Here is a 26,315-nt window from a genome sequence, read left to right as displayed (position 1 = left end):
ACGGACCGCGGAGGCAGCGCCGCTGCGCCCCGGATCAACTCAACCCGGCGGCGTCCATGCCGCGCAATTCCTTCTTCAGATCCGCGATCTCGTCGCGTAACCGCCCGGCGAGTTCGAACTGCAACTCCCGAGCCGCGTTCATCATCTGTGCGGTGAGTTCCTTCACGAGATCGGCCAGTTCGGCGCGCGGCATCGACTTGACGTCGCGGCCCTCGTACACACCCGCGCTCACCGCCCGCCCCGGCTCGCCTTGCGCGCGTCTGCCCCGGCTGGCGTTGCGTCCGGAGCCACCGACCTCCACCTCGGTCTCGTCGGCCTCGCGGTACACCTGATCGAGGATGTCGGCGATCTTCTTGCGCAGCGGCTTCGGATCGATGCCCATTTCCTCGTTGTAGGCGATCTGTTTCGCGCGGCGGCGTTCGGTCTCGTCGATGGCGAACTGCATCGAGTCGGTGATCTTGTCCGCGTACATGTGCACTTCGCCGGAGACGTTGCGCGCCGCGCGCCCGATCGTCTGGATCAGCGCGGTCGTGCTGCGGAGAAATCCTTCCTTGTCCGCGTCGAGGATCGCCACCAGCGACACCTCGGGCAGGTCGAGGCCCTCGCGCAGCAGGTTGATGCCCACCAGCACGTCGTATTCGCCGAGCCGCAGCTGCCGCAGCAGCTCGACGCGGCGCAAGGTGTCGATCTCGGAGTGCAGATAGCGCACCCGGACCCCCAGCCCGAGCAGGTAGTCGGTGAGGTCCTCGGCCATCTTCTTCGTGAGCGTGGTGACCAGGACCCGTTCGTCACGCTCGGTGCGCTGCCTGATCTCGTGGATCAGATCGTCGATCTGCCCCTTCGTCGGCTTCACCACGACCTGCGGATCGACCAGGCCGGTCGGCCGGATGACCTGCTCGACCACCTCGCCACCGGTCTGCCCGAGTTCGTACGGACCGGGAGTCGCCGACAGATACACCGTCTGCCCGATCCGATCGGCGAATTCCTCCCAGGTCAGCGGCCGGTTGTCCACCGCGGACGGCAACCGGAAGCCGTACTCCACCAGGTTGCGCTTGCGGGACATGTCGCCCTCGTACATACCGCCGATCTGCGGGACGGTGTTGTGCGACTCGTCGATGACGAGCAGGAAGTCCTCCGGGAAGTAATCCAGCAGCGTCGCGGGCGCCGAACCGGCCGGGCGGCCGTCGATGTGGCGGGAGTAGTTCTCGATGCCGGAGCAGAAGCCGACCTGCCGGATCATCTCCAGGTCGTATTGGGTGCGCATGCGCAGCCGTTGCGCCTCGAGCAGCTTGCCCTGACGTTCCAGCTCGGCGAGCCGGTCCTCCAGCTCGGCCTCGATGTCGTGCACCGCGCGCTCCATCCGCTCCGGGCCCGCCACATAGTGGGTGGCGGGGAAGATCCGCAGCATGTCGACCTGACGGACGACGTCGCCGGTGAGCGGGTGCAGGTAGTACAGCGCCTCGATCTCGTCGCCGAAGAACTCGATGCGAACGGCGAGTTCCTCGTAGGACGGGATGATCTCCACGGTGTCGCCGCGCACCCGGAACGAGCCGCGGGTGAACGCCATGTCGTTGCGGGTGTACTGCACGTCGACCAGCAGCCGCAGCAGCGCGTCCCGATCGATCTCGGTGCCGACCTGCAGCTGCACCGACCGGTCGAGATACGACTGGGGCGTGCCGAGGCCGTAGATGCACGACACCGAGGCGACCACCACCACATCGCGCCGGGACAGCAGGCTCGAGGTCGCCGAATGGCGCAGCCGCTCGACGTCGTCGTTGATCGAGCTGTCCTTCTCGATGTAGGTGTCGGTCTGCGCGATGTACGCCTCGGGTTGGTAGTAGTCGTAGTAGGAGACGAAGTACTCGACGGCGTTGTTCGGCAGCATCTCGCGCAGTTCGTTGGCCAGCTGGGCGGCGAGCGTCTTGTTCGGCGCCATCACCAGCGTCGGCCGCTGCAACCGCTCGATCAGCCAGGCCGTCGTGGCCGACTTGCCGGTACCGGTGGCGCCGAGCAGCACCACGTCGCGTTCCCCCGCGGTGATCCTGCGCTCCAGTTCGGCGATCGCGGCAGGCTGGTCGCCCGCGGGCTGGTGCTCGCTGACCACCTCGAACCGGCCGCCGACGCGCTCGATCTCGCCGACCGGGCGGAACTCCGAGTGCGCGAGCGGCTGCTCGGCGGCCCTGTCCTCGAAGCCCTCCGCCGGAATCTCGGTTGCGAATGCCATGCTCACCAGCCTAGGCCCACCCACCGACAGGTTCCCGTGGACAACGGACGGTCACGAGCCGGGTGATGCCCCGCGCTTCGGCGCTGTGAAACCGATCACATCGAAAGCGGTCGCCGGCCGGTCGTTCGCCGAAAGTTCCCGAGTTCGCGTGCCACCGATACGCGCGGACGCGATCGAGCCGCCTGTCGGCCATCGAGAAGAAGGGGATAAGCGACACCGCGCGGTGGGTACACCGAAAGCGAACGATTTCAACGACTTTCGATGAAGCGGTGCGAGCCCGCTCCTATCATCCTCGGCGGCACGGAGTTCGCCGTGCGGCCTGCGCTCGACCGCATCCTCACAGCCCACGTACCCGCGCTCGGCGCGAACGGTTACATGTCCGAAATGTCCGTTGCGGCAACAGGTTTCGTGTGGAAGAACACCTTATCGCGAACCGCGCGAGCACCCCGACCCAGGTGTAACCTGATCTGGTTGTTCGGACGTGGTGAAGGACAAAAGCCATGAGCGGTCTGATTCCATTGCTCGTCGCCGTGCCGGCTGTGACCGGCATCGCCGGGTACGTCGCCAGAGACATCCGCGCGGTGGTTCCCTCCGTCGCCGGCGCCGTCATGGCCGCCCCACCAGGGCCGATCGCTCCCGTCAGACCGGCGCCGCACCGGCCGCGGGTGGAGTTCTTCAATCTGGCCGAACTCAGCAACACCGACGCCAAGGGCTTCGTCCGCCCGGTCGACCGCTTCCACGTCGAGCCGTGGGGCCTGTACATGGCCCGCCGGGTCGGCGGACCGGATTCGCACTACCTCGAATCCTGGTTGCTGCCGGGACTCTCGTTGCGCGCGACGCTGGCGCGGACCAACCCGGCGCACCACCGGGAACCGGTCTACCGCCTCGACGTCGGCGAGTTCAGCCGGGTCGGCCAGAAACGCTGGAAGGCGGTGGACCAGTACTTGTCCATCGCCGTGCGCCGCGGCGGCACCGCCGAACTGCTCGGCGTCGACGAACTGCTCGCCGCGCATGCCGCGGGACTGGTCGAGACGGCGCAGGCGCACCGGGCGTTCGAGCGGGCCACGGCCGTGCTGGACGGGCTGGCCGCGCACGATCACCGCGTGGAGGGCTGGCTCGCCACCCACGGCATCACCCTCACCTGGATGTAGCCCGCGGATTACTGCCTCCGGCTCGACGCGCCGGGAACGGCGGTAGATTCTTGATGCATGACGCAGGCACCCATCGTCGACGTGCACCGGCCCAAAGTCGAGTACTTCAACCTCGCGGACCTGACGAACACGGATCCGAAAGGCTTCGTGCGCCCGGTCGAGAAGTACCACGTCGAGCCGTGGGGCCTGTACATGGCGCGCACCTCGGATCACCCGCAGTTCCACTACATCGAGTCCTGGTTGCTGCCGAAGCTGCACCTGCGCGCGACCATCTTCCACTACCTGCCCGCGCATCGGCGCGACCAGGACTACTACCTCGACATCGGTGAATTCACGCCGGTCGCCCCGAAGAAGTGGAAGTCCGTCGATCACTACCTCGACATCGTCGTGCGCTCCGCACGCGAGACGCAGCTGCTCGACGTCGACGAGCTGATCGCCGCGCACGCCGCGGGCCTGATCAGCCTCACCGACGCCGAGGCGGCGGTGCAGCACGCCACCGCCGCCATCGACGGCATCGCCGCGAACGGTCACACCTTCGAGGGCTGGCTGGAGACCATGGACATCACCTTGACCTGGCTGTAGTCCCGGACCTGCGCACACCCGACCCGATCGGCGCGGCGGACGGACGGGGCCGGAGCGGCTAAGGCGCCGACGACTCCCGCCAAGCGAGCGCCCGCGGATACGCGGCGTCGAACCAGGGCTCTTTGACGTCGAGGTAGGCGGCGGTGGCCTCCGCGCCCGTCAGCCCTGCCGCCTTGGCTTCACCCTCACGCTTGACGGCGAGATACTCCGCGCGAGCCCCGGCGTCGGCACGCAGCCAATCCCGCAGCAGCAGCGCGTATTGCTGCCCCGGCGAACCCTCGACGCGCACGTGCACGTTGGCCAGCCGGCCGGGGTCGGCGCTCTGGTGGAAGCGCTTGCTCCACAGCGCGGTGTCCACGCCCGCCGGGTCCTGCGGCGTCGGCTTGGGATTGTCCTGGGTACTCTCCGGCCGCGCCGGGAATCCCGCGGCGGCGATGGCATCGCGCAGGCCGTCGGCGGCGGCCAGGTCGGCGACCGTGATCTGCAGATCGATGACGTCCTTGGCGGGCAGGCCCGGCACGGACGTGGAACCGACGTGGTCGATCCGGGAGGCGGCGCTGCCGCAGGCCACCCACAGCCTGGCGATCAGCCGCTGCGCCTGCGCGGGCCAGGCCGGATCGGCGGGCACCAGCCGGATGTCACCGCGTCGCGCGGGCGTCCCGGCGCGCAGGTTGCGCTCGAAGGGCACCAGGCGCTCCGCCCACAGCGCGCGTACCTCCGCCTCGACCTCACCCGGCGCGCCACTGTTGTCCAGCAATACATCGGCAACGGCTCGGCGCTGCTCGTCGGTGGCCTGCGCCGAAATACGCGCACGCGCATCGGATTCGGCGACACCGCGGAATTCCACCAAACGGCGAATTCGCGTTTCCGCGTCGACGTCGACGATGAGCACGAGATTCATCAACGGCGCCAGGCCGTTTTCCACCAGAAGTGGAATATCCTGCACCACAACGGCGTCCGCGGGTGCGGCCGCGATCAATTCCGCGGTACGTTTTCCGACGAGCGGGTGCACGATCGAATTCAGTTTCGCGCGCGCCGCGTCGTCACCGAAGGCCGCGGCGGCCAGGGCGGGCCGGTCGAGACTGCCGTCCGCGGCGAGGATGCCTGCGCCGAACGCCTCCACCAGCGCGGCGAGTCCCTCGGTGCCCGGCTCGACCACCTCCCTGGCGATGAGGTCGGAATCGATGACCACCGCGCCGAGGTCGGCCAGTGCGCGAGCCACCGTCGACTTCCCCGCTCCCATGCCTCCGGTGAGGCCGATTCGTAACATTCGACCAGTCTCGCATCCGGGCCTGGCAGGGGCCTGTGCTGCCCCGAACGCGTCGGCGACGGTCCGCCTCGTAGGCCCGGCCCGTCGACGGGCGATCCGGCCGATTACCCGATGCGGTCGCGTATTCCACCGCCCGGGAAGCCATTTGCCCGATCCGTGACAGCGCCGAGACCGATTCGCAACAATTCCGGATGTTTACGGTTCGGCCGCGACGACTTTCCGACACGCCGAGGCAATTACTCGGGCAAAATACTCTGCCGATCAGTTTCGTTCCGCTAATCTTCGCCGTGGCGATCCAGGCCGACACCAGCGAAGCAAAGGAACACCATTGGGCACCAGAATCAACCGGGCGGGTCGCCACCGCCTGGGCATGGCGGGGCGAGTGCACTGCATTCAGATCCCCGCTGTCGCGGCGGCGCTCGCCGAGCACCGTCGCTCTTGGTTCACCGCGTTCATCAGTCCCGCGCGGCACAGTTTCGCTGCCATGCGGAACCGTCCGGCCGCACCCGCGGTCCGGTGGGTACCTGCTACCGCAAGCTGAACCCGAGCTCGAAGTGGCCCAGCCTCTCGCCAAGGCTGGGCCACTGTTTTGCGTGCCAACGGTGAGCGCGGTTCCCGGTGCGCGACATCGGCCGGACAGAATGTAAGTACAGATGCAAGATCGATGGCGGGCCGCGACAGTGAACTCGCTTCCGGCGGAACTCCGCGCCGACCGTCCCCGAATAAGCCGTGCTTCCCCGAGCGCGAACTCCGAGCGGCCCGGATGCCCGGGTGACATCGTAAATAATTACGAAAGTTCTCCTCCGATTCGGTGACGAAGCCGTGCGACGACACGGCATGCACTCGGTTTCGATTCGTGACCGTCACCGGGACGAGAGAAAAACATCTCCGAAACCGCCGCCGTTTCCACGGCTTCTCGCGCAACTCGACCCACCGAACGGTCCCATAAGCGCCGACGACCGAATTCCCGGCATTATCGCCAGCGGGATATCGCCTTTCACCAGCGGCCGACGCCTTTCGGATTCTCGATGTGGTGCGTCTCCTGGCAAACCATCCGCAGCGAGCCGGGCTACCGGGTCTCTCGCGGCGCTCAGCCCGACGTCACGCGGCGCAGCAGCCCGTACAGTTGCCTGCGCTCCGGTTCGTCGAGCACGGCCAGTGCGGGCACGTTGTCGAACACCTCTCGATCGAGAGTTCTCCGGAGGTCCTCTCCCCGCTCGGTGAGAGTCAGCAGGCGCGCGCGGCGATCGGTGGGGTGCACCTCCTTGCGCACCAAGCCCAGCGCCTCCAAGCGGTCCACCATGGTCGCGGTATTCGACAGGTCGGCACCCAACTGACGGGAGAGATCCTTCGGCGTCATGGGCGTAGCCAGTCGCCCCAGCGCCTTCGCCTGCGCCGGGGTCACGCCCAAACGCGCTGTGGCAGCGGCGAAATGCGCACGCACCAGCCCGACCGCGCGCTGCAGCACGTCGACCAACTCCGCCATGCTCGGCACCTCTTGCGGTTCGCTCACCGGCACAGCCTACCCACGGCACACTAATTAGTGGTTGACCACCATTAAATCGGATGTCACCATAGCTCGGTAATAGTGGTACACCACCAATGAAGGAACCATGACTACTTCGACGATCGCACCGCGCCCCGGCCTGAGGTCCGGCTATCTGGCGTTGACGCTGTTGTGCTCGGTGCAGATGATGCTGAATCTCGACGACACCGTGGTCAACGTCGCACTGCCCACCATCCAGCGCTCGCTGCACATGTCCGAAAGCGACCTGACCTGGATCGTCAACGCCTACCTCCTGCTGTTCGGCGGGTTCCTGATCTTCGGCGGACGTTGCGCCGACCTGTTCGGCGGCAAGCGCGTCTTCCTGGTGGGCGTCACCGTGTTCGCGGTCGCGTCACTGACCACCGGCCTCGCGCAGAACGGCTTGATGGTGGTGGCGAGCCGGGCGGGTCAGGGCATCGGCGGCGCTCTCGCCAGTCCGGCCGCGCTGAGCATCGTCGCGGGATTGTTCACCGACCCACGGGCGCGAAGTCGCGCCTTGGGCATCTGGGCCGGCCTCGGCGGCTTGGCGGCCACGCTCGGCGTGGTGCTTTCCGGCGTCATCACTCAGTACGCGAGCTGGCGTTGGTGCTTCTTCATCAATGTGCCGGTGGCGCTGATCGCCCTGGTCGCGATTCCACGACTGGTCGAGACGGGAACCCGGAGCGAGGCCGTGCGGCCGCGCATCGACGGGCTCGGCGCAGCCCTGATCACCGCGGCGGTCGCGGCGTTCGACTACGGGCTGATCGACAGCGGCCGAGCATCCTTCGCCGCGACGGCGTTCCGGCTGGGTGCGGGTCTCGCGCTGCTGCTCGCGTTCCTCGTCCGCGAACGGCGCCACGCGTCCCCCCTGATTCCCTTGTCGTTCTTCCGCGATCGGGATCGGGCGGTCGCCAACGCGGCCAACGTCCTGTTCTGCTCGGCGATCCTGTCGATGTTGTTCTTCCTCACCCTCCACCTGCAGCAGGTCATGCACTACAGCCCGGCCCGAACCGGAGCGGCCTGGCTGCCGTTCTGCGCGTTGGTGATCGCGGGCTTCGCGACTTCGGCGGCCCTCACTCCACGTTTGGGCGTCCGCTGGGTTCTGACCACCGCGATGGTCGCCTGCGGTCTCGGCATGCTCGCGCTGTCGCGGCTGTCACCCACGGGAGGCTATCTCGAGCTGTTGCCGGGCATGCTGGCCGCCGGGTTCGGAATGGGCTTGGCGTTCGTGTCGATCACCATCGCGGCGGTCGGTGAAACCCACGAGGACATCACCGGACTGGCCTCCGGACTGGTGACGACGACGCAACAGCTCGGCGGCGCGTTCGGGCTCGGCGTGCTCAGCACCGTCGCGATCAGCCGCAGCACCGCGTTGCTCGAGTCCGGGATCTCCACCGAATCCGCACTCACCCAGGGATTCCGGCTCGCATTCGAAATCAGCTCGGCGATTCTCGCGGTGGCGGCGATCCTCGCGGCACTCGGCATCACAGCGAAAGCCGGCACCGCTCCGGCACCGGCTCGCTGAATTCATGGACCGGCGACGGCGAGACACCTCATCGGATGCCTCGCCGAAGCCGCACCAGCCCGGAACGCGGGGTCAGGCAGTCGTACCCGCGTGCATCTGCCGAGGCGGATTCGGCAGCCCGAGTGCGGTATTGAGGCGGTAAGCCCCACCCAGACCGTGGAAGACCGCCATGCTCAGGCCTCCGATGCCGATGCTCACCGCACCGACCCATGGATGACTCGCCAAGTCGGCCCAGTACACCAGCAGCGCCGTCAGCAGCAGTCCGAGGAATCCGGCCACGGAGTTGCGCACGGGCGCGTTACCCGTGACGTTCGGGAACTCCTCCCCCATCATCCCTTTCACGAAATGCGGAACGGCGTTCACTCCCAGGATCCCGGCACCGAGGGCCAGGGCGACAGTGGACCACATCGCTACCACCTCACTCTCCAATTCGGTCAACAGTTGTAGACCGAAAGCTACCCCTGCGCGGCCTTTGAGTCAACGCACGTAGACTGAATTCATGGATGCCACTCCCACCCGAGCCCAGCAGCGCCGCAACACGGAGGAACGGATCCTGGCGGCGGCGGGCCGGTTGTTCGCGGAGATCGGCTACGACCGGACGACCATCCGGGCCGTCGCGACGGAGGCGGACACCGATCCGAGCCTGGTGATGCGCTATTTCGGATCGAAAGAGAATTTGTTCGCGCGGGTCGCGGTCTTCGCCGACGACCACCCGATCACCGGGACGCCGGAGCAGGTCGCCGAACTCCTACTCGACGCGCTCGCCATCAAGCTCGCCGACCAGCCGGTCAACACGCTGGCGGCGATCCGCTCGATGCTCACCCACCCGGACGCCGCCGACGAGGTACGCGCGGCCATGACCGCGCGACAGCGGGAAGCGGCCGGGCAGTTGCGCGACGATGAGGCGGACCTGCGCGCCGGATTGCTGGGAGCCCTCACCATCGGCGTGGTGATCGGCCGTCATCTGCTCGAACTCGATGGTCTGCGCGACGCGCCGCCGCAGCGCATCATCGCCTTGCTGCGCAACGCCTTTCACGACATCGCGCACGGCCCCGCCGAACCGGGATCGCACGAGGGAACACGACCGGCACGCTAGACCGTCCGAGCTCCGCGACGCCGCTGCGGAACCGCCGCCGAACCCGACGGGCTAGAAGCCGAGCGAACGAACCAGGTCGCGCATCTCGGCGCGGAACAGTTTCCCCGGGTCCTGCGACTGTGGACGCAGGTGGCCGTACACCTCCAGTGCGATCGGGCCGTGCATCCGGCCCCACAGACGCAGGGCGAGGGCGAGCGCGTCGGGAGGTAGATCCGGGAAGTCGGACCGGACATGGTCGACCAAGCTCGCGTCGAAGTCGGACCACGTGCAGTCACCCGCGGACTGGGTAGCCGCGGCCCGTGGCCACGCGGCGGCCGCGAGACCGACCAGGCCGGTACAGGCGCGTAATTCGGCCGCGCCGGCGGGTCCGCCCGGCGGCGGCCGATAACCGGGCACCGGGTCGCCGTAGATGAGCCGGAATTCGGCGGGCCGTTCGATTGCCCAGGCGCGCACGGCCTCGGCCCAGGCCATGATGCGTCCGGCCGGATCCGCCGCCGGAACGGCGTCGCGCGCCGCTTCCAGCCGGTCGACCAAGGCGGTGTAGACGTCCGAGATGAGGGTGGAGATCAGGTCGTCGCGGGTGGCGAAGTAGCCGTAGATCGCGCCCGCCGTCATGCCCATTTCGCGAGCGATGGCGCGCAGCGAGATCGCGTCGGGACCGCCCTCGGCGAGCAGCCGCATCGCGATCGTCGTGATGTCCTCCAGCGTCTGGGCGCGCAGGCGCTCCCGGCGACTTCTCACGATTTCGGCCACGGTTGACACCCTACAGCGTTTGTATACTATCTGCCGTGTTGTTACTGAACAGCGTGTAGTAAATGAACATTGCTAAGGAGAATCGTGGACATCGGAGTTTTCGGGGCGACCGGCGTCATCGGGTCGCGCGTGGTCACCGAAGCGCTGCGGCGGGGGCACCGGGTCACCGCGTTCACTCGCGACGCGGCGCGTATCCCGACCCGCGAGGGGAGCGCGACGTGGGCGGTGGCCGACTGGCTGGATACCGACAGCATCGCCGAGGCCATAGCCGGGCTCGACGTCGTCGTGAGCGCGGTGAACGCCGGGCACGGCATCGCCGACACCATCGCCAGAGCGGACGACTTCGTGGTGGGCGCACGGGCGATGGTCGCCGCGCTCGACCGGCAGCCGCGCGTCCGGCTGATCGCGGTGGGCGGGGCGGGCAGCCTGGAAGTCGCGCCCGGCATCCAATTACTGGACACCGGAGACGATTTCACTCGCACCCTCACCGAAGTGCTCGACGTTCCCGCGGACTACGCGCGGGTGGTGCGCGCATTGCGCGACGCGTTGAACATCTATCGGCTGTCCAACCGCAATTGGACCTACCTGAGCCCCTCCTCGGGGCGGATCGCTCCGGGCGAGCGCACCGGCCGCTTCCGGATCGGCGGCGATCAACTCTTGGTCGGCGGCGGAGACCTCTCCGCCGAAGACGTGGCGGTCGCCCTCATCGACGAGGCCGAGCAGCCGCGTTTCGTTCAGCGCCGCTTCACCGTGGGCTACTGAGGCTGGAGTCGCCTGCCGAACAACCCGGGGCCTACGGGCGAACAGCCGGGCGCCGCGCACGGTTTCTGTCGGACCCCTCCGGCACAATAAGGGATGTCGGACGTCGATCAGGTTGCCACACAAAGTAATCCGCAACCCGAGAGATAGGGGTCACCATGCCCGACGTCCTTGCTTCGACGCCCGACCGTCTCACCGTGGACCACGAAGAGCTCGTGGCCTTCGCGGCGGAGATCGAGCGGCACCGTGCCCTGCTGCGCCCCGCCGCGGAGGATTACCGGTACCGCGTGGCCCAGCGGATCGAGCATCTGGACCCGTCGGACCAAGAGCCGTTCCTGCGGCAGGCGGAGCAATTCGTCGAGTCGCTGCTGATCGACCCGATCCGGCACAACACACTGGATCTGGCCGCTTACCGGGCGATCCGGGACGGTGTCCCCGTGCGGTTCGACGCCGAACGTCGAGCCTACGTTCTGCGTCGATCGGAGCGGGAACCGCTGGTGATTCGCCCCGGCTTGCCGGAACATCGGCTGGGCGTCATCGCCCGGCTGGCCTCGCTCGGGTTGCGGCTCGAGCAGATTCAGGTCGTCGCGCTCACCACGGCCCAGATGGTGGCGCCACATGAGGCGCTACGGCCGCCCGCTCACGCGCCACGAGTGCAACGCGGCACGACGAAAGCCTCACGGCACGAGAACGACTGAAAAACTCACCGAAAAACGACTGTGCCCCAACCGAATCCCGGTTGGGGCACAGTCGTTCAGCCTATTGCCGATCAGGCGTTGCCGGACAGCTTCTCACGCAGAGCCGCCAGCTGGGCGTCGCTGGCCAGCGAACCGCCGGCGGGCTCGGCCTGGCCCGCGGAGGACTGCGAACCGCTCTCGGAGGAGTAGTTCGACGCGCCGCCGCCGTTCGCGGCCTCGGCCGCGGCGTCGGCCGCCATCTTCTCCATCTGCGCGGTGTGCATCTTGTGGCGACGCTCCGCCTCGGCGTAGCGGCCCTCCCACTCCTCGCGCTGCTTGTCGAAGCCCTCGAGCCACTCGTTGGTGTCGGGGTCGAAGCCCTCGGGGAAGATGTAGTTGCCCTGCTCGTCGTAGCTGTCGGCCATGCCGTACTTCGACGGGTCGAACTCGGCGTGGTAGTCCTCGTTGGCCTGCTTGAGGCTCAGCGAGATCCGGCGACGCTCCAGGTCGATGTCGATGACCTTGACCATCGCGTCGTCGCCGACGGCCACGACCTGGTCCGGCACCTCCACGTGGCGCTCGGCCAGCTCGGAGATGTGCACCAGGCCCTCGATGCCCTCCTCGACGCGGACGAACGCGCCGAACGGAACGAGCTTGGTGACCTTGCCCGGCACGATCTGGCCGATCGCGTGGGTGCGGGCGAACTGACGCCACGGGTCTTCCTGGGTCGCCTTGAGCGACAGCGAGACGCGCTCGCGGTCCAGATCGACGTCGAGCACCTCGACGGTGACCTCGTTGCCGACCTCGACGACCTCGGACGGGTGGTCGATGTGCTTCCAGGACAGCTCGGAGACGTGCACCAGACCGTCCACGCCGCCCAGGTCGACGAAGGCGCCGAAGTTGACGATCGAGGAGACCACACCCTTGCGGACCTGGCCCTTCTGCAGCTGGTGCAGGAACTCGCTGCGCACCTCGGACTGGGTCTGCTCCAGCCAGGCGCGGCGGGAGAGCACGACGTTGTTGCGGTTCTTGTCCAGCTCGATGATCTTGGCCTCGATCTCCTTGCCGACGTACGGCTGGAGATCGCGGACGCGCCGCATCTCGACCAGCGACGCGGGCAGGAAGCCGCGCAGGCCGATGTCGAGGATCAGGCCGCCCTTGACGACCTCGATGACGGTGCCCTTGACGGCCTCGTCCTTCTCCTTGAGCTCCTCGATGGTGCCCCACGCACGCTCGTACTGCGCCCGCTTCTTCGACAGGATCAGGCGGCCTTCCTTGTCCTCCTTGGTGAGAACAAGGGCCTCGACCTCATCGCCCACGGAAACGACCTCGTTGGGGTCGACGTCGTGCTTGATGGAGAGTTCACGAGAGGGGATGACGCCTTCGGTCTTGTAACCGATGTCGAGCAGGACCTCGTCGCGATCGACCTTGACGATGGTTCCTTCGACGATGTCGCCGTCGTTGAAGTACTTGATCGTGGCGTCGATGGCGGCGAGGAAATCCTCGGCGGAGCCGATGTCGTTGACGGCTACCTGCGGCGAGGTGACGGTGGTGGGCATATGTCGGTTTGCTCCGGACGGATTGTGGTCGGTTGCGGACATTGGAACTTTCGGTACGCTGCGATCTCACCGCGAAGTGTGAAGACGGACACTAGGAACGTACCGCACGCGACGCGCGTGAAACTCAGCACGGGTTGAACTTCGGTACGGCTGTACGGAAGACACTCGCGCGTTCAGCGTACGCGACCTCGGTCCGGGCGGGCAAACCGGTCGGGTCGCCACGCCGATAGTCTGATCGGCGTGTCGGAAGATCGCCATGCGCAAGCAAACGCACTGCTCGGAACGACGGGCACGGTGCGGACCCGGATCGGATCGGCGGCCAGCAGACTGGCCAGCAGGCGATGGTGGGACGCCGACGCCGCGCAGTACCACGAGACGCACGCGGAGTTCCTCGGCGTGGACTCCCCCGGCGGCGAGTTCGTGTGGTGCCCGGAGGGCCTGCACGAAGGCGACATGAGATTCCTCGGCGACGTCACCGGCAAAGCGGTGCTGGAGATCGGCTGCGGCTCCGCTCCGTGCTCGCGCTGGCTGGCGGGGCAGGGCGCGCGTCCCGTCGGGCTCGACCTGTCGCGCGGGATGCTCGAGCGGGGCCTCGCGGTGATGGCGCGCGGCGGCCCGCGAGTGCCGCTGGTGCAGGCGGACGCCGAGGCCCTTCCGTTCGCGGACGCGTCGTTCGATCTGGCCTGCTCGGCGTTCGGCGCGGTGCCGTTCGTCGCCGATTCGGCGCAGGTGATGCGCGAGGTCGCGCGAGTGCTGCGCCCCGGTGGGCGCTGGGTGTTCTCGGTGAACCACCCGATGCGCTGGATCTTCCCGGACGATCCCGGCCCGGCGGGCCTGACCGCCACCATCCCGTACTTCGACCGCACCCCTTACGTCGAGGTCGACGGCGACGACGTGCCCACCTACGTCGAGCACCACCGGACCATCGGCGACCGGGTCAGGGAGATCGTCGCGGCGGGCCTGGTGCTGGAGGACATCGTCGAACCGGAGTGGCCGGAATGGCTCGACCGCGAATGGGGGCAGTGGAGCCCGCTGCGCGGTGAGCTTTTCCCCGGTACGGCCATCTTCGTCACGAGGAAGCCCGGGCCGTGAGGCGGCGGTCATCGACCAGCTCGAGGATGGAGACCTCGTGGCTGACCAGTAGCATCTGCGTCCGCGGCAGGTCGATCAGCTTGTGCAGACCGTCCCGGAAGGCTTCGGCCTCCGCCATGGTGTCGAAGTCCAGCTCGATGAGCACCCGGTTGGGGTTGTGCGTGAACCGCGCCACCCGGCAGTTGCGGGCTCCCGCCTCGGTGTAGTACTGCACCAGACCGTCGAAGGCGGGCTTCCACGTCTCGTAATCGCGGACGGTGTCATCGATGTGCACGACCGTGGTCATCATTTCCCCTTTCGGTTCCGATGGCCGGACATTTGCTGACACCTTGCAAGTCTTCGCGCCCTCGGGCCGGGGCACCATCTCTGATCGGTATCGAGGTCGTGTCACTGCGACTTCGGTTTGCGTCCGGCCTGCTCCAGCGCCAGGCGCAGCGCGTACTCGATCTGGGCGTTGATGCTGCGCAGGTCGTCGGCCGCCCACTTCGCGATGGCGTCGTGGACGGCCGGGTCCAGGCGTAGCAGCAGTTTCTTGCGCTCGGCCATGGGCAGCCCGCCTCAGGAGTAGAGCGAACCGGCGTTGACGACGGGCTGGGTGGGACGGTCACCGCACAACACGACGAGCAGGTTCGACACCATCGCCGCCTTGCGCTCCTCGTCCAGTTCCACCATGCCCTCCTGAGCGAGCCGCTCCAGCGCCAAGCCGACCATGCCGACCGCGCCCTCGACGATCCGGGTCCGCGCGGCGACCACCTGGGCGGCCTGCTGGCGGACCAGCATGGCCTGGGCGATCTCGGGCGCGTAGGCGAGGTGGGTGATCCGCGCCTCCAGCACCTCGATACCCGCCATTTCGGTGCGTTCACGCAGTTCGACGGTCAGTTCCCCGGCCACCTCCGCGCCGTCGCGCAGGCTGGTGCGGTCGGCCTCGTGCGCGTCATACGGGTGCGTCGTGGCCAGGTGCCGGACGGCCGCCTCGGACTGGGTCTCGACGTACTCCTCGTAGTCGTCGACGGCGAAGGCCGCCTTGAAGCTGTCCACCACCCGGTAGACGACCACCGCGGCGATCTCCACCGGGTTGCCGTCGGCGTCGTTGACCTTGAGCTTCTGGGTCTCGAAGTTCCGCACGCGCAGCGAGATGCTCTTGCGGTCGGTCAGCGGGAGCACGGAATAGAAGCCGGGCTCGCTCACCGAGCCGACGTAGCGGCCGAAGAACTGCACCACCTTGGCCTCGTTCGGGTTCACCACGGTCAGCCCGGTCGCGAGCAGCAGCAGGACGACGACCACGACGACCGCCGCCACCGCACCGGCCACCGCGAAGCCGTTGCCGTCCCTGGCGCCCACGGCGAAACCGAGCGCCGCGCCGCCGCCGAACAAGACCGTGAGCACGAACCACCCGAGCAGCACCAGAAAGCCGTCGACGTGGAACGCGGATCGAAACTGCATGACATTCTCCCAATATCAGAGTGATATCACGAAGATAGCATGACGCCGCCGCGCCACACCAGGGCGCGGTGGCGGTGCGATCAGCGGCCTTCCGGCCGGATGTTGCGGTTGAAGCGGAACAGATTGCGCGGATCGTGCTCGGCCTTGAGCGCGGCCAGCCGGGCGTAGGTGTCGGGCCGGTAACCCGCGCGGGTCTGCGCCTCGTCCGCTTCGGCGCCCGCGCCGTAGAGGAAATTGAGGCTGTGCCCGAGCGTCCACGGCGTCAGCGCGGCGCGGATCGCGGCGCGAGTCGCGGCACCCTCGGGGCCGGTGATGATTCGCACGACATACGCGGCCTCGCGATGATCCACGGCGATGCCGGTATCGCTCGGGCGGGCCAGTGCCCCGCCGAGATGACGGACGTCGACGACCGCGCCCGCCCCGGAATCCGGGCCCGCGGCGGCGAGGAGGGCAGCGGCCGTCTCCTCGGTGAATTCGCCGAGTAGCGCGTTGGTAGCGGCATAGGCGTGTGGATGATCAGGGTCGCTGTGAATGGTGTGCGACTCCGGGTACGGCATTTCGCGCAGATCGTCCTTCAGCCGTTCCCCCACCGCCCGCAGTGGCGCGACCAGCCGTTCCCCTTCTTCCGCGGGCCCGTTGTAAGCGATCCGTGCGGAGGCGACGTACCGTCCGCGCAGCGGCGCGGGCACCTGGGGGATATCCGGGAAGGCGAGCATGGTGACCGTCGAGGTGAGATTTTCCGGCACGGTCGCGGTCCATCGTCGCCACGCGTCCAGCGCCCGCTCGACCAGCGGCGTGTCGAACACCAGCTGTCCGCCGTACACCGTGATGACCGGGACCAGGCCGACTTCCAGCGCGGTCACGACGCCGAAGTTGCCCCCGCTGCCGAGTACGGCGCCGAACAACTCGTCGTCCGGCGTCAGCGTGCGCACCCGGCCGTCGGCGGTGACCAGCTCGATCGATCGCACGTGCTCGGCCGCGTACCCGAACCGGCGCGCGAGCAGACCGACGCCGCCGCCGAGCAGATAGCCGACCACGCCCACCGACAGCGACGAACCGTTCAGCGGCGCCAGTCCGTGCTCGGCCGCCGCGTCGACCAGCGCGCCCGCCCGCACTCCCGCGCGGACATGCGCGGTCCGGCGCACCGGATCGATCCGGAGGTCGGTCATGCGCCCGGTGCTGATCAGCACACCGCCGTCCGCGGCGACCGACAGTCCGTGGCCGGTGGCCTGCACGGCGATCGGCAGATCGTGGCGCGCGGCGTATTCCACGGCCGCGCGCACGTCCTCGGTGTGCACCGCGCCCACGATCAGCGCGGGCCGATGGGTGTAGGCGGTCTGGAACCCGGCGATCTCGGCGTCGTAACCGTCGTCGCCAGGGCGGAAGACCGGGCCGGTGAAGATGTCGCTGTTTTCTTCGATCTGTGCGGCGTTGTTTCCCATGGCTTCGACCCTGCCCGGCCAGGGTGAAGAAGTAAAACAGATAGTTCTTCTAGTTCCTATAATGATCGATTATGGAGCTGCGTCAGCTACGGTACTTCGTCACGGTCGCCCAGGAAGCGAGCTTCACCCGCGCGGCGGCTCGGCTGCATCTGGCCCAACCCGGCCTGAGCGCCCAGATCCGGCAGCTGGAGCGCGAACTCGGCCAACCGCTGCTCGACCGTGGGGGGCGTACGGTGACCCTGACCGAGGTGGGCGCCGCCGTTCTGCGGCACGCGCAGGCGGCGCTGGCCGCCGCCGAGCGGATCACCCATACGGTGGACGAGTTCAGCGGGTTGCTGCGGGGTCAGGTCCGAGTCGGCCTGATCTCGGGAGCGGCGGTCGAGGAGTTCGACGTCGCCGCCGTGCTCGCCGAATTCCACGGGGACCACCCCGAGGTCGGCATCAGCCTCACCGAGGACACCTCCGAGCGGATGCTCGCCGCCCTCGGCCGGGGTGATCTCGACATCGCCCTGATCGGGGTGACCGGCGCGGACCTCGAACCGGGCATCGGCATCGAAGTGGTGCTGGAGACCGCGGTGGTTGCCGCCGTCGCGGTGGCGGACCTCGACTACGGTGCGGAGATCCCGCTGACCGCGCTGCGGGATCGTCCGCTGATCTGTCTCACCCCCGGCACCGGAATCCGCGGCGTCTTCGAGCGGGCATGCGCCGCGGCGGGATTCGAGCCCGCGATCGCCTACGAGGCGGCGGCGCCCGCGCTGCTGCTGCGCTTGGCCGCGCGCGGTCTCGGTGTCGCGGTCGTGCCCGCGCTCAGCACCGAGGAGGCCGCGGCCTTCGGGGTGCGGACCGTCCGGATCGTCGAACCGGAACCGCGCGGGCGCCTCGCACTGGTCTGGCGCACCGACCGTCCTGCGAGTCCGGCAGCCAAAGTGCTGCTCGGACAGCTGCGCATCGCGCTGCGCGCCGGGACGTAACCTCCTCAGAGCAGTCGCGAGAGGAACGCCTTGGTGCGCTCGTGCTGCGGATCCGCCAGCAGTTGTCTGGGCGGCCCCGACTCGACGACCACGCCGCCGTCCATGAACGCCAGCTGGTCGGCGACCTCGCGGGCGAATCCCATCTCATGGGTCACCACGACCATCGTCATGCCCGAGCGGGCCAGTTCCCGCATGACCGTGAGGACCTCACCGACCAGCTCCGGATCCAGCGCCGAGGTCGGCTCGTCGAACAGCATGAGCTTGGGGTCCATGGCCAGGGCACGGGCGATCGCGACGCGCTGCTGCTGCCCGCCGGACAGCTGCGCCGGGTAGGCGTTCGCCTTGTCCGCCAGCCCGACCCGGTCCAGCAGCTCACGCGCCCTGGTCACCGCCTCCGCTTTACGCACCTTCTTGACCTGGGTGGGCGCCTCGATGATGTTGTCCAGCGCCGTCCGGTGCGGGAACAGATTGAAATGCTGGAACACCATGCCGATCTCGCGGCGCTGCTTTGCCGCATCACGCGGGTGCATCTCGTAGAGCTTGTCGTTCTTCTCCCGGTAGCCCACGATCTCGCCGTCGACGTACAGCCTGCCCGCGTTCACCTGCTCCAGGTGATTGATGCAGCGCAGGAAGGTGGACTTACCCGAGCCGGACGGCCCGATCAGGCACAGCACTTCGCCGCGGCCCACCTCGAGGGAGACGCCCTTGAGCACCTGCAGTGCGCCGAAGTTCTTGCAGACCCGGTCCGCCAGGACCATCGGAGGGGCCGTGGTCTTCTCGACCTGCACGCTCATTTGGCCTTCTCCCCCTGCTGGGCGTCGGCCAGCTCCTGCAGCTGCTTGGTGGTCAGCGTGCGGGAGACGCCGCGCGAGTAGTAGCGCTCCAAGTAGTACTGCCCGACCATGAGCACACTCGTGATCGCCAGATACCAGGTGGCGGCGACCAACAGCAGCGGAATGGGCTGGAAGTTCACGCCGTAGATGTCCCGCGCCCGGCCGAACAGATCGGTGCTCAGCGGGATGCCGGTGACCAGCGAGGTGGTCTTCAGCATGCCGATGAGCTCGTTGCCGGTCGGCGGGATGATCACGCGCATGGCCTGCGGCAGCACCGTGCGGCGCATGGTCTGACTCCAGGACATGCCGAGCGCCAGCGACGCTTCCCGCTGCCCTTCACCGACGGAATTGATCCCGGCCCGCACGATCTCGGCCATGTACGCCGCTTCGTTGAGCCCGAGGCCGAGGACGGCGAAGGCGAACGCGGCCTGCAGTTGCTGCACGTCGAGGTGGAAGAACTCCGGCCCGAACGGAACGCCGAGCTGGATCCGGCTGTACAGCGACGGGACCAGCCCCCAGAACACGAGCTGCACGAACACCGGGGTGCCACGGAAGATCCAGAGGTACACCCATGCCGAGCTGCGCAATACCGGGTTCGGCGACAGCCGCATCACGGCCAGCACCGTTCCGAGCACGACCGCGATCGCCATCGCGCACACGGTGAGTTCCAGCGTGACGATCGCGCCTGCCGTGATCCTGGTGTCGAACAGGTACTTCCCATAGGTATCCCAGCGATAGGCCGGGTTCGTGGCGGCGCCGTAGACGAACAACCCCACCAGGACGAGGATGACCGCCGCCGCTATCCAGCGCCCCGGCCTGCGCAGCGGAACCGCTTTGATCGGCTCCGGCTCCCGCGTCGAATCCGCTCCGCCGGGCCCGGGATCGCCGGGCGCCGGCCGAGTGTCGTTGTCCGTCATCGATCAGCTCACGGCGCCGTTGACGACGGACTTCGTGATCGCGCCTTCCTGCACGCCCCAGTTCTTCGTGATCTCGGCGTATTTGCCCGTGTCGATCAGGTGCTGGACCGCCTTCTGCAGCACGGCGGCCAGCGGCGCGCCCTTGGGCACCGCCCAGCCGTAGGGCGCGGAGTCGAACACCGGCCCCGCGTTCTCGATCTTGCCGCCGCTCTGCTTGATCGCGTACGCCGTCACCGGCGAATCGGCCGACATGGCGTCGACCTGACCGAGCACCAGCGCGTTGGTCGCGGCGCTCTGCTCGTCGAACGACTTGATATCGATGGCGGGCTTGCCCGCGGCGACGCACTTGGCGCTCTTGGCGGGCACCTCGTCGGTGTGCTCCACGGTGGTGGCCTGCACGGCGACCTTCTTGCCGCAGGCGTTCTCCGGATCGACCGGCTTGCCCTTCTGCTGGGCCCACTGGATGCCCGCGTTGAAGTAGGTGGTGAAGTCGACCTGTTGCTCACGTTCCTTGGAGTCGGTGATCGACGACATGCCCACGTCGTAGGTGCCCGCCTGGATCGAGGGGATGATCTTCTCGAAGGCCGACTCGAGGTACTCGGCCTTGACGCCGAGCACGGAGGCGATCGCGTCCATCAGGTCCACGTCGAAGCCGACGATCCGGCCACTGGCGTCCTTGTACTCGTTCGGCTGGTAGGGGATGTTCACGCCGACGACGAGCCGGCCGGATTGCTTGATCTTGTCGGGGAGTTGTGCGGCGATCTCGTCGACCTTGTCCACCTGCACCTTGGCCACCGAGGGTCCGGTGTCCTCGGTGTTGGTGGTACATCCGGTCAGCACCAGTGCGCCCGCGGCGAGCGCGCCCGTGGCGGCTCGCAGGGCGCGCCTGCCGAGAAACGAACGATCAGACACAGCAGCCCTCCACATTTTGGCTCCACGCTACCCGGGCGTCATCACCCGTTTGGCAATTTAAGCGACCGGGCCGCTCCGCGCTGGACAGTAATGCAACAGCAACACGATCTGCTCGCGCGCCCCGTGCCGGGGCGCCGGCGGGGAGACCCTACTCCGCCGGGTGCCGCTCCGCGGATCGAATGAACGACGTCGGCTCGGGCTCTGCGTCGGCCCGGTTCCGCCGCCGTACGCCGCGGCTCTTCCCACGCGTGCTGTCCGGGGCGTGGCGGTGGACACGGCGCTCACATCCGCGCACGCGGTCCATCGGACACCGGCTCCGTTCGCGCGACGACGCCGTTGCGGCACCGGCGCCGAATTCCCCGGCAATCTTGACGACGCCTCCGCCAGCGCCGATGATTATTTGCCGGTCTTTTCGGGCCGGACGAGTTTCTCCGGATCGACGGATGAACCGAACGACTGTCCGGACACTCGAAAATTGATGTGCCCTCGAATATTCGAGCGACACGGCGGCGGTGAAACGTTCCCTCTTTCGGACGCTTCGCACCGACGCCCGCCCCGAGCACCGATGCGGGCCGGCCTACCGAACAAAGAGATATACGGCAGGCAGAGCCCGGCAAGCGCACAGAGAAAGGTTTGTTTTCCGGCCACCGGGCCGTCCGACGGTCCGATCCAGGACATGGTGAGCCGCGGATTTCGAATGCGCCGCGGGCTCGTCAGAGGAGGTTCACATCATGGATTCGTTCTGGGACTACGTGTGGTACACGATCCTCGTATTCGCTTTCGTGGCATACCTGATCGTGCTGTTCCAGATTCTGGTCGATCTGTTCCGGGATCACTCCGTCTCGGGCTTCGCCAAAGCCGTGTGGGTGATCGCCTTGGTGGTGTTCCCTTACCTCGCGGCATTGGTCTACCTCGTCGTCCGGGGCCGGGGCATGGCCCTGCGCGCCCAACATGCCCAGGCAGAAGCGAAACAAGCCACCGACCAGTACATCCGGGAGGTCGCTGGCAGGTCTCCCGCGGAGAGTATCGCCGACGCCAAAGCCCTCCTCGACTCCGGCGCGATCACCGTGGCCGAATTCGAGCAACTCAAGGCCCAGGCACTGGCAGGACAGCAGCCCGGTGCGGCGCCGCAAGCGGGCGCGGCGCCGACGCCGACGCCGCAACCGAGCGGGGCGCCCACCCGGCCTGCGGGTCGGTGACCAGCGCCGGTCTCGCGCTCAGGAAGCGAGGATGCGGGCCTTCTCGGCCTCGAATTCGGGTTCCGTGAGTACGCCCTGAGCTTTGAGTTCGGCGAGTTCCTTCAACGCGGTGATCCGGTCCATGCCCGCACCGCCGCCACTCGGCGGTGCGGGCGCGGGCTGCGGCGCGGCGGGTTGCTGCGCATACTGCTGCTGCGCGTACTGCTGTTGCGCGTACGGGTCGTACTGCGACTGTTCCTGCGCCGCCCAGCGGTCCCCCTGACGTCGGGAGACCCGATTGGAGACGGCGGTCGCGGTGCCCGCGACGACGGCGGTGCGGGCGACTCCGCGAAGCAAACCTGGCATGACTGTCTCCTATCGACTCTGTGCCTCGAGGGCATCCAACGACGACAAAAGGCTTTGCACCGGGATGCGCCCGGAGGCCACGAGCTGAGCGCCGTTGCGGCGCAACGCGGACGCGAAAGGCGCCGCCCACCTGTTCTCGTAGACCAGGATCGCGGCCGAACATCCCGGTTCGAGCGCCGCCCCGGCTTCCCTGCGGTCGGCTTCGTCGAGCAGGCCCGAGCCCGCCTCCGCGAACAGGGTGATGTCGAAGTCCCCTTCGAGTCCCATGTCGGCGATGTCGATTCCGGTGAGGGAACCGTCGGTGTCCTTGCGGACGAACGCCAGATCGAGGACCCGGACTATGCCGCGCTCGACGAGGTCGGCCAGCATGGGCAGCGCCGAACCGTCCGGGGGTCGATCCGGGGGAAATTCGATAACGAGATAGTCAATAGGGCCTATCGCGTCGATATCGGTATCGGTCACCGGAAGCCTCTTTTCCGTTGCGAAATGGAGAAATTCGTTCGAATCGGGCCGCCGTACCGATCGGCCTCTCACAGGTCTGCCGGAATACGCACCGGCATCCCGGATCCGAGAAATGACAACTTCGAACTCGGCTGCCATCCCGATGCTAATCTCAGTCATAGCGTACGCCGCCGACCGCTACCCGGTCGCGAAACCTTCAGCCCGGCCCGGACCCTCAGGTTCGAAGCCCGTCCCGACATGGCGTGCATGCGCACATCCCATGCCGATACGAAATCGTCGCGAAAGGGAACCGCAAATGTCGCAACACACGCCTGTGGGCCAGGAAAACCACCGCGTCCGGCAAGGCATCGCCGCGGGCACATCGATTGCGGCCGCGATCATACTGACCACCGTCGGGTTCCTTCAGCTGTTCCAAGGAATCTCGGCGGTCGCCGAGGACGAGTTGTTCGTCCAGGGCCAGCAGTACACCTTCAAATTCGACTTCACCGCCTGGGGATGGACGCACATCGTGCTCGGCGTGGTGATGATCGTCGTCGGCATCGCGTTGATGACCGGCGCGACCTGGGCGCGGGTGTCGGCGATCGTCATCGCGGCGCTGTCGATCATCGCCAACTTCCTGTGGCTGCCGTACTACCCGGGTTGGTCCATCCTGATCATCGCGCTGGACGTGGTGGTGATCTGGGCCGTCACGACGTGGAACCCGGAGACCACGTTCCAGGGGCCGGGTTCCGCCGCTGGCCCCGGAGCGCCGCCCTCCGGCTCGGCGACGGCCTGAGCAGCGCGGCTGCCGGTCGCGTCCCGCAGCCCGAATCCGTTCCTGGAGTGAGGAACCCATGGATTCCAACGCGAGTGACAATGCACCCGAACGTCGGCTGAGCGCGGACGAACGCGCCGAGCTCGAGCGCCTGCGCGCCGAGGTCGCCGCGCTGCGGACGGAGGCGCGCGGTGCGCCGCCGCGGGTGTCGCGGCCACCGCGGCATGCGTGGCGGTGGACCGCGGTGGTGATATTGACGGTGCTGGTCGCCGTCCTGGCGATCACCACGGTGCTGGCGCGCTTCGTGCGCGGCGAGATCCTCGACACCGACCGGTACCTGAGCACGGTGGCGCCGCTGGGGTCGGATCCGGCGCTGCAGACGGAGGTGGCCGACACGGTCACCGACGAGATCTTCGCTCGCGTCGACATCGAGGGCCTGACCGCGGACGCCCTGGCCGCGCTGACCGACGCCGTTCCGGCGACCGCGAACCGGCCTCGGGTGGACCGGGCGGTCGAGGGTCTGGCGCCGGTGATCACACAGCAGGCCCGCGGCTTCGTCAACGACACCGTGCTGTCGTTCGTGCGCAGCGACCAGTTCGAGGATCTGTGGGTGCAAGCCAACCGCGCCGCCCACACCGCGCTGGTGGGGGTGCTGACCGGCCACGTCGGCCCGCAGTCGGTGACCGTCGACGAGAACGGCACGGTGAGCCTCTCGCTGCGCACCGTGATCGAGAACGTCAAGGCGCGGCTGATCGATCGCGGCTTCACGTTCGCCGAGAAGATCCCCGCGGTCGACAAACAGTTCGTGTTGTTCCGGTCGCCGGAACTGGTACGGGCGCAACGGGCGGTCGACAATCTCGACAAAGCTTCGGCAGTGCTGCCGTGGGTGACGATCGCGGCCGCTGTGGCCGCGATCGCCGCAGCACCCGTCGGCCGTCGCCGCCGCGCCCTGGCCTTCGTGGGTCTCGCGCTTGCGGTGGGCATGCTGATCTTGGCGATCGCGCTGATGATCGCGCGAGCGGTGTATTTGGACAGAATGCCGCCCGATGTGCTGTCCCCGGACGCGGCCACCGTTCTCATCGACACGGTGCTGGTTCCGCTGCGGACCGCGCTGCGCGGGGTCGCCGTGCTCGGTCTCGTGATCGCGGTGGGCGCTTACCTCACCGGAGGCTCGGCCTCGGCCACCGTGGTGCGCCGCGATTTCGGGCGTGCCATGGACGCGGTACAGCGACTGCGGCGATCGCGTCCGCCGAACCCCGTGGAGACCTGGGCTTTCCGGGCGCGCACCGCGCTGCGCTGCGCGATCATCGGCATCGCCGCGCTGCTGCTGGTGTTCTGGCGCTACCCCACCGGTCTCGTGGTGGTGTGGATCGTCCTGGGCGCGCTGCTGGCGCTGCTCCTGCTGGAGCTGTTGATTCGTCCCGCTCGGGCCTGGCAACAACCAGCCGAGCCCGAAACGAAGGACGGGGCCACGGCCGGGACCGGTACGTGATGGCGGGAGCGGAGCGCCGCTCGGCGCAGCCGCCGATGGCTGGGCAGTGGTGGGCCAGGGCGGCATTCGCCGCCGTGATCGCCGCGGCCGTGCTGCCACTCGCGGTGGCCGGGCTGCTCGGTCTGCTCACCTTGCTGATCGCCGTGACGGGCGGCGTCGCGGTCGGCGTCGCCGGAATCTACTGGTCCTTGGTCAACCGTGGCGCGGTGCGGGTCGCTTCGGCGGCTCTGGCGATCCTGGCGCCGGTCGCGGTGGCGCTTCTCTTCGTCCGGGAGCGTCAGCTGTGGGTGGTGCTGGTCTCCGGAGCCCTGGGCGCGGTGGCCGTGGCGTGCGCACGCCGGGCATTGCGGAACGATCCCGGCGAGTCGCGACTGCCCGAGTTCCCCGCCGCCCCGGCACAACACCCGTTCCTGGTGATGAATCCCCGCTCCGGCGGGGGCAAAGTGGTCGAGTTCGAGCTGCCACGCAAGGCCAGGGAACTCGGCGCCGAAGTGGCGCTGCTGTCCGGGTCGCATCCGATCGATGTCGCCGCGCTGGCCCGGCGAGCGGTTCAGCGGGGCGCCGACCTCCTCGGCGTGGCAGGCGGCGACGGAACGCAGGCCTCGGTCGCGGCGGTCGCCGCGGAACACCGGCTACCGTTCGTGGTGATCGGCGCCGGTACACGAAACCATTTCGCGCGGGATCTCGGACTGGATACGAAGAACCCGGCCGCGGGCTTGGCTGCGCTGCGCGACGGTGTCGAGATCCTGGTCGACCTCGGCACCGTCAACGGGCGCACGTTCGTCAACAACGCCTCCTTCGGCGTCTACGCGGAGGTGGTGCGGAGTCCGCAGTATCGCGACGACAAGACCGGGACCGTGTTGCGCCTGCTACCCGACCTGCTCGGACGTGGCTCCGACACCGGGTTGCGAGCACGCATCGGCAACGTGTCCGTGGACGGGCCCCAGGCGGTCCTGGTCAGCAACGGCCCTTACGCCACCGGCGATCTCGCGGGCCTCGGCCGCCGCGCCCGGTTGGACGCGGGGCTGCTCGGCGTGGTGACGGTCACGGTGGCGAGCACGCGCCAAGCGGTGGGCCTGCTGCGGAGGGCGCACGATCGCGGTCTGGTGCGGCTCACCGCCACCGAGGTGGTCGTCGACGCGGACCGGGCCGAGATCCCGGCCGGTGTGGACGGCGAATCCCTCCGCCTCGAAACGCCGGTGCGCTGCGCGATCTCGCCGGGCGCGCTGCGGGTGCGGGTGCCGCGGACCCGGCCGGGCACGCGGGTGCCGCCACCGACGCTGAACTGGGCGCGGTTGCGAGAACTGGCCGGGCCGCGCAAATTTCGCTGAC

27 protein-coding genes are annotated in these 26,315 nt (G+C 68.1%); 12 read left to right on the top strand and 15 right to left on the bottom strand.

Annotated elements, in window-relative coordinates; all coding sequences use genetic code 11:
• Positions 1-34: 34 nt before the first annotated feature.
• Positions 35-2,224, bottom strand: coding sequence for an excinuclease ABC subunit UvrB (gene uvrB, locus ACWESM_RS28365; RefSeq protein ID WP_356967868.1), 2,190 nt, complete (start codon positions 2,222-2,224; stop codon positions 35-37).
• 500 nt (positions 2,225-2,724) lie between these two features.
• Here uvrB and ACWESM_RS28360 point away from each other — a divergent pair, with 500 nt between their 5' ends.
• Both ACWESM_RS28360 and ACWESM_RS28355 read left to right on the top strand, forming a co-directional pair.
• Positions 2,725-3,375: a DUF402 domain-containing protein gene (locus tag ACWESM_RS28360; protein WP_356967866.1), complete on the top strand. Its 651-nt coding sequence runs from the start codon at positions 2,725-2,727 to the stop codon at positions 3,373-3,375.
• Between the two features lie 57 nt (positions 3,376-3,432).
• Entirely contained in the window at positions 3,433-3,957 is a 525-nt protein-coding gene (locus ACWESM_RS28355) for a DUF402 domain-containing protein (protein ID WP_452494308.1), read from the top strand.
• 58 nt (positions 3,958-4,015) lie between these two features.
• Here ACWESM_RS28355 and coaE read toward each other — a convergent pair whose 3' ends face one another.
• Together coaE and ACWESM_RS28345 are read right to left on the bottom strand one after the other, a co-directional pair.
• Positions 4,016-5,227, bottom strand: coding sequence for a dephospho-CoA kinase (coaE, locus tag ACWESM_RS28350; RefSeq protein ID WP_452494306.1), 1,212 nt, complete (start codon positions 5,225-5,227; stop codon positions 4,016-4,018).
• Positions 5,228-6,317: 1,090 nt separating this feature from the next.
• On the bottom strand, positions 6,318-6,740 hold the full coding sequence (locus ACWESM_RS28345; RefSeq protein ID WP_355078220.1) for a MarR family winged helix-turn-helix transcriptional regulator: 423 nt from the start codon (positions 6,738-6,740) through the stop codon (positions 6,318-6,320).
• A 100-nt stretch (positions 6,741-6,840) separates the two neighbouring features.
• On the opposite strand from ACWESM_RS28345, the gene ACWESM_RS28340 reads away from it, so the two are divergent.
• Positions 6,841-8,277 carry an MFS transporter gene (locus ACWESM_RS28340; RefSeq protein WP_364430369.1) on the top strand — a complete coding sequence of 479 codons (1,437 nt, stop codon included), beginning with the start codon at positions 6,841-6,843 and terminating at the stop codon, positions 8,275-8,277.
• Between the two features lie 72 nt (positions 8,278-8,349).
• Here the strand turns inward: ACWESM_RS28340 and ACWESM_RS28335 are convergent, their stop codons facing one another.
• Positions 8,350-8,685, bottom strand: a complete 336-nt coding sequence (locus ACWESM_RS28335) for a hypothetical protein (RefSeq protein WP_355078222.1) — start codon at positions 8,683-8,685, stop codon at positions 8,350-8,352.
• Positions 8,686-8,776: 91 nt separating this feature from the next.
• On the opposite strand from ACWESM_RS28335, the gene ACWESM_RS28330 reads away from it, so the two are divergent.
• A complete protein-coding gene (locus ACWESM_RS28330; protein ID WP_364430374.1) occupies positions 8,777-9,373 on the top strand; it encodes a TetR/AcrR family transcriptional regulator in 597 nt (198 codons plus the stop codon).
• 51 nt (positions 9,374-9,424) lie between these two features.
• Here ACWESM_RS28330 and ACWESM_RS28325 read toward each other — a convergent pair whose 3' ends face one another.
• A complete protein-coding gene (locus tag ACWESM_RS28325; RefSeq protein WP_356967854.1) occupies positions 9,425-10,126 on the bottom strand; it encodes a TetR/AcrR family transcriptional regulator in 702 nt (233 codons plus the stop codon).
• A gap of 84 nt (positions 10,127-10,210) precedes the next feature.
• Between ACWESM_RS28325 and ACWESM_RS28320 the strand changes: the two genes are divergently transcribed.
• Positions 10,211-10,888, top strand: coding sequence for an NAD(P)-dependent oxidoreductase (locus ACWESM_RS28320; protein WP_355078225.1), 678 nt, complete (start codon positions 10,211-10,213; stop codon positions 10,886-10,888).
• 155 nt (positions 10,889-11,043) lie between these two features.
• Positions 11,044-11,583 (top strand): hypothetical protein, encoded by a 540-nt coding sequence (locus tag ACWESM_RS28315; RefSeq protein ID WP_355078226.1) that lies wholly within the window; start codon positions 11,044-11,046, stop codon positions 11,581-11,583.
• A gap of 71 nt (positions 11,584-11,654) precedes the next feature.
• Here the strand turns inward: ACWESM_RS28315 and rpsA are convergent, their stop codons facing one another.
• Complete coding sequence (gene rpsA, locus ACWESM_RS28310) at positions 11,655-13,121, bottom strand: 30S ribosomal protein S1 (RefSeq protein ID WP_039797295.1); 1,467 nt, start codon at positions 13,119-13,121, stop codon at positions 11,655-11,657.
• Positions 13,122-13,361: 240 nt separating this feature from the next.
• Between rpsA and ACWESM_RS28305 the strand changes: the two genes are divergently transcribed.
• On the top strand, positions 13,362-14,213 hold the full coding sequence (locus tag ACWESM_RS28305) for a class I SAM-dependent methyltransferase (RefSeq protein ID WP_355078227.1): 852 nt from the start codon (positions 13,362-13,364) through the stop codon (positions 14,211-14,213).
• Here the strand turns inward: ACWESM_RS28305 and ACWESM_RS28300 are convergent.
• The 4 genes from ACWESM_RS28300 to ACWESM_RS28285 all read right to left on the bottom strand — a co-directional run bounded on the left by ACWESM_RS28300 (position 14,191) and on the right by ACWESM_RS28285 (position 17,098).
• Positions 14,191-14,502 (bottom strand): hypothetical protein, encoded by a 312-nt coding sequence (locus ACWESM_RS28300; protein WP_452494301.1) that lies wholly within the window; start codon positions 14,500-14,502, stop codon positions 14,191-14,193. The genes ACWESM_RS28305 and ACWESM_RS28300 overlap by 23 nt on opposite strands.
• 98 nt (positions 14,503-14,600) lie before the next feature.
• Positions 14,601-14,759: a toxin-antitoxin system HicB family antitoxin gene (locus ACWESM_RS28295; RefSeq protein WP_168434213.1), complete on the bottom strand. Its 159-nt coding sequence runs from the start codon at positions 14,757-14,759 to the stop codon at positions 14,601-14,603.
• A gap of 12 nt (positions 14,760-14,771) precedes the next feature.
• Positions 14,772-15,656 carry an SPFH domain-containing protein gene (locus tag ACWESM_RS28290; RefSeq protein WP_355078229.1) on the bottom strand — a complete coding sequence of 295 codons (885 nt, stop codon included), beginning with the start codon at positions 15,654-15,656 and terminating at the stop codon, positions 14,772-14,774.
• An 80-nt stretch (positions 15,657-15,736) separates the two neighbouring features.
• Positions 15,737-17,098 (bottom strand): FAD-binding oxidoreductase, encoded by a 1,362-nt coding sequence (locus ACWESM_RS28285; RefSeq protein ID WP_452494299.1) that lies wholly within the window; start codon positions 17,096-17,098, stop codon positions 15,737-15,739.
• A gap of 71 nt (positions 17,099-17,169) precedes the next feature.
• On the opposite strand from ACWESM_RS28285, the gene ACWESM_RS28280 reads away from it, so the two are divergent.
• On the top strand, positions 17,170-18,069 hold the full coding sequence (locus ACWESM_RS28280; protein ID WP_364430389.1) for a LysR family transcriptional regulator: 900 nt from the start codon (positions 17,170-17,172) through the stop codon (positions 18,067-18,069).
• A 5-nt stretch (positions 18,070-18,074) separates the two neighbouring features.
• Here ACWESM_RS28280 and ACWESM_RS28275 read toward each other — a convergent pair whose 3' ends face one another.
• Genes ACWESM_RS28275 through ACWESM_RS28265 form a run of 3 tightly spaced genes read right to left on the bottom strand, consistent with a single transcriptional unit; the run spans position 18,075 to position 20,746 of the window.
• Positions 18,075-18,827, bottom strand: a complete 753-nt coding sequence (locus tag ACWESM_RS28275; protein WP_355078343.1) for an amino acid ABC transporter ATP-binding protein — start codon at positions 18,825-18,827, stop codon at positions 18,075-18,077.
• Positions 18,828-18,859: 32 nt separating this feature from the next.
• Positions 18,860-19,819, bottom strand: a complete 960-nt coding sequence (locus tag ACWESM_RS28270; RefSeq protein WP_355078232.1) for an amino acid ABC transporter permease — start codon at positions 19,817-19,819, stop codon at positions 18,860-18,862.
• Positions 19,820-19,822: 3 nt separating this feature from the next.
• Positions 19,823-20,746, bottom strand: a complete 924-nt coding sequence (locus ACWESM_RS28265; protein ID WP_364430393.1) for an ABC transporter substrate-binding protein — start codon at positions 20,744-20,746, stop codon at positions 19,823-19,825.
• Positions 20,747-21,462: 716 nt separating this feature from the next.
• Between ACWESM_RS28265 and ACWESM_RS28260 the strand changes: the two genes are divergently transcribed.
• Complete coding sequence (locus ACWESM_RS28260; protein ID WP_452494296.1) at positions 21,463-21,930, top strand: PLDc N-terminal domain-containing protein; 468 nt, start codon at positions 21,463-21,465, stop codon at positions 21,928-21,930.
• Between the two features lie 18 nt (positions 21,931-21,948).
• Here ACWESM_RS28260 and ACWESM_RS28255 read toward each other — a convergent pair whose 3' ends face one another.
• Positions 21,949-22,275, bottom strand: a complete 327-nt coding sequence (locus ACWESM_RS28255) for an SHOCT domain-containing protein (protein ID WP_364430399.1) — start codon at positions 22,273-22,275, stop codon at positions 21,949-21,951.
• A 9-nt stretch (positions 22,276-22,284) separates the two neighbouring features.
• A complete protein-coding gene (locus ACWESM_RS28250; RefSeq protein ID WP_364430402.1) occupies positions 22,285-22,737 on the bottom strand; it encodes a DUF6325 family protein in 453 nt (150 codons plus the stop codon).
• A gap of 295 nt (positions 22,738-23,032) precedes the next feature.
• Here ACWESM_RS28250 and ACWESM_RS28245 point away from each other — a divergent pair, with 295 nt between their 5' ends.
• The 3 genes from ACWESM_RS28245 to ACWESM_RS28235 are packed head-to-tail and all read left to right on the top strand — an operon-like array spanning position 23,033 to position 26,314.
• Positions 23,033-23,512, top strand: coding sequence for a DUF7144 family membrane protein (locus ACWESM_RS28245; protein WP_356967835.1), 480 nt, complete (start codon positions 23,033-23,035; stop codon positions 23,510-23,512).
• A gap of 58 nt (positions 23,513-23,570) precedes the next feature.
• Positions 23,571-24,983, top strand: coding sequence for a hypothetical protein (locus tag ACWESM_RS28240; RefSeq protein WP_355078238.1), 1,413 nt, complete (start codon positions 23,571-23,573; stop codon positions 24,981-24,983).
• On the top strand, positions 24,983-26,314 hold the full coding sequence (locus ACWESM_RS28235; protein WP_452494293.1) for a diacylglycerol/lipid kinase family protein: 1,332 nt from the start codon (positions 24,983-24,985) through the stop codon (positions 26,312-26,314). The genes ACWESM_RS28240 and ACWESM_RS28235 overlap by 1 nt, the downstream gene beginning before the upstream one ends.
• Position 26,315: the final 1 nt, after the last annotated feature.

It is taken from the genome of Nocardia sp. NPDC003999 (assembly GCF_053604885.1).
The sequence above is the reverse complement of the archived record's forward strand: the minus strand, read 5'-3'. Positions and strand labels throughout refer to the sequence as shown.

Excerpts from the sequence above, each read along its gene's own strand:
- ACWESM_RS28340 (WP_364430369.1), top strand. The coding sequence starts at position 6,841 with ATGACTACTTCGACGATCGCACCGCGCCCCGGCCTGAGGTCCGGCTAT.
- ACWESM_RS28335 (WP_355078222.1), bottom strand. The coding sequence starts at position 8,685 with ATGTGGTCCACTGTCGCCCTGGCCCTCGGTGCCGGGATCCTGGGAGTG.
- ACWESM_RS28235 (WP_452494293.1), top strand. The coding sequence starts at position 24,983 with ATGGCGGGAGCGGAGCGCCGCTCGGCGCAGCCGCCGATGGCTGGGCAG.
- ACWESM_RS28280 (WP_364430389.1), top strand. The coding sequence starts at position 17,170 with ATGGAGCTGCGTCAGCTACGGTACTTCGTCACGGTCGCCCAGGAAGCG.
- ACWESM_RS28360 (WP_356967866.1), top strand. The coding sequence starts at position 2,725 with ATGAGCGGTCTGATTCCATTGCTCGTCGCCGTGCCGGCTGTGACCGGC.
- ACWESM_RS28275 (WP_355078343.1), bottom strand. The coding sequence starts at position 18,827 with ATGGTCCTGGCGGACCGGGTCTGCAAGAACTTCGGCGCACTGCAGGTG.
- rpsA (WP_039797295.1), bottom strand. The coding sequence starts at position 13,121 with ATGCCCACCACCGTCACCTCGCCGCAGGTAGCCGTCAACGACATCGGC.
- ACWESM_RS28240 (WP_355078238.1), top strand. The coding sequence starts at position 23,571 with ATGGATTCCAACGCGAGTGACAATGCACCCGAACGTCGGCTGAGCGCG.
- ACWESM_RS28330 (WP_364430374.1), top strand. The coding sequence starts at position 8,777 with ATGGATGCCACTCCCACCCGAGCCCAGCAGCGCCGCAACACGGAGGAA.
- uvrB (WP_356967868.1), bottom strand. The coding sequence starts at position 2,224 with ATGGCATTCGCAACCGAGATTCCGGCGGAGGGCTTCGAGGACAGGGCC.
- ACWESM_RS28265 (WP_364430393.1), bottom strand. The coding sequence starts at position 20,746 with ATGTGGAGGGCTGCTGTGTCTGATCGTTCGTTTCTCGGCAGGCGCGCC.
- ACWESM_RS28300 (WP_452494301.1), bottom strand. The coding sequence starts at position 14,502 with ATGATGACCACGGTCGTGCACATCGATGACACCGTCCGCGATTACGAG.
- ACWESM_RS28290 (WP_355078229.1), bottom strand. The coding sequence starts at position 15,656 with ATGCAGTTTCGATCCGCGTTCCACGTCGACGGCTTTCTGGTGCTGCTC.
- ACWESM_RS28315 (WP_355078226.1), top strand. The coding sequence starts at position 11,044 with ATGCCCGACGTCCTTGCTTCGACGCCCGACCGTCTCACCGTGGACCAC.
- ACWESM_RS28270 (WP_355078232.1), bottom strand. The coding sequence starts at position 19,819 with ATGACGGACAACGACACTCGGCCGGCGCCCGGCGATCCCGGGCCCGGC.
- ACWESM_RS28355 (WP_452494308.1), top strand. The coding sequence starts at position 3,433 with ATGACGCAGGCACCCATCGTCGACGTGCACCGGCCCAAAGTCGAGTAC.
- ACWESM_RS28285 (WP_452494299.1), bottom strand. The coding sequence starts at position 17,098 with ATGGGAAACAACGCCGCACAGATCGAAGAAAACAGCGACATCTTCACC.
- ACWESM_RS28260 (WP_452494296.1), top strand. The coding sequence starts at position 21,463 with ATGGATTCGTTCTGGGACTACGTGTGGTACACGATCCTCGTATTCGCT.
- coaE (WP_452494306.1), bottom strand. The coding sequence starts at position 5,227 with ATGTTACGAATCGGCCTCACCGGAGGCATGGGAGCGGGGAAGTCGACG.
- ACWESM_RS28295 (WP_168434213.1), bottom strand. The coding sequence starts at position 14,759 with ATGGCCGAGCGCAAGAAACTGCTGCTACGCCTGGACCCGGCCGTCCAC.
- ACWESM_RS28255 (WP_364430399.1), bottom strand. The coding sequence starts at position 22,275 with ATGCCAGGTTTGCTTCGCGGAGTCGCCCGCACCGCCGTCGTCGCGGGC.
- ACWESM_RS28245 (WP_356967835.1), top strand. The coding sequence starts at position 23,033 with ATGTCGCAACACACGCCTGTGGGCCAGGAAAACCACCGCGTCCGGCAA.